Genomic DNA, 1,209 nt, shown 5'->3' with positions numbered 1-1,209 from the left:
GCCCTGGACCGGGAGGTCGCCAAGGCCGAGGCCCACCTGGATGAGGACGAGCGGCGCGCCAAGTCCCGGGCCAAGTCGCTGCAGGGCACCGACACCTGGGGCCGGATGGATGAGGACGGCACCGGGACCTTCGGGATGCGGTGCACCGCGACCCAGGTCGCGGCAATCCTGGACCGGGTGGAGGGCGCCGCCCGGCGGGCCCGCGCCAACGGCGACCAGCGCAGCCTGGGTCAGATCCGCTCCGCGGTCGCGGCCACGTTGTTGTTGAAGGGCACCGTGACGTTGCCCGATCTGGACGCCGACCCGGACCTGATCACCCCGGAACAGACCGAGCAGCTCGCCGCGATCNGCCCGGCGGGCCCGCGCCAACGGCGACCAGCGCAGCCTGGGTCAGATCCGCTCCGCGGTCGCGGCCACGTTGTTGTTGAAGGGCACCGTGACGTTGCCCGATCTGGACGCCGACCCGGACCTGATCACCCCGGAACAGACCGAGCAGCTCGCCGCGATCCTGGCCGGGCTCCCCGCAGCGGTCCTGAACGTCATCGTCCCCCTCAACCACCTGAACCCCGACCCCGACAACGACACAGACCACGACACCGACACTGACAACGACCACGCCGACGCGGGTACCACCCATCGTCCCAGCGCGGCCGGCGAACCCGGTGCGGGGTCCTGCACCTGTCCGGCAGGCGCGGGACCGGCCCCTGCTGACCCGGCCGACGGGTCCGATGGCGGGGACGAGGCTGCCCCATCAGGCTCCGACCCGGGGGAGAGCTCTGCCCCATCAGGCTCCGACGCCGGGGACGAGGCTGTCCCTGCAGGCTCCGGCGCCGGGGACGAGGCTGCCCCATCAGGCTCCGGTGGTGGGGAGAGCTCTGCCCGGCCACCGGGCACAGCCCCGGGGGGAAGCGCGCCGACCGGCGGTGGGGCGGGCCCTGCCCCCGGGGCAGGTGGGCACGGCCCGGACTGCAGCTGCTCGATCCGGCAGCCGGACCGGCGGGAGGGCTCTGCCTCCAGTCCCCAGCCCCGGCCGCCGAGACAGGCAAGGTTCGGGTCCGGGCTATTCGGGGTCGGGGAGGTGCAGGGTCGCCGGTCGTTCTTCCTCTCCCCGCAGGAGGTCACCAGGTTGGCGTTGACGCCGGGATCGGTGATGCACCGCCTCCTGACCGACCCGGTGACCGGGCGGTGCCTGGAACGCTCCACCAAGTC

The 1,209-nt window shown here is 73.4% G+C and carries 1 protein-coding gene; it reads right to left on the bottom strand.

Going from position 1 to position 1,209, the window contains the following annotated elements; genetic code table 11:
• Nucleotides 1–390 precede the first annotated feature (390 nt).
• Entirely contained in the window at nucleotides 391–543 is a 153-nt protein-coding gene (locus tag MWU75_RS19625) for a hypothetical protein (RefSeq protein ID WP_247094146.1), read from the bottom strand.
• Between the last annotated feature and the right edge of the window lie 666 nt (nucleotides 544–1,209).

This window comes from Ornithinimicrobium sp. F0845, assembly GCF_023015765.1.
In the GTDB taxonomy this organism is placed as follows: Bacteria; Actinomycetota; Actinomycetes; order Actinomycetales; family Dermatophilaceae; genus Ornithinicoccus.
The sequence above is the reverse complement of the archived record's forward strand: the minus strand, read 5'-3'. Positions and strand labels throughout refer to the sequence as shown.

Bases quoted from the DNA above. Each gene is read 5' to 3' on its own strand.
- MWU75_RS19625 (WP_247094146.1), bottom strand. From the start codon at position 543: ATGACGTTCAGGACCGCTGCGGGGAGCCCGGCCAGGATCGCGGCGAGC.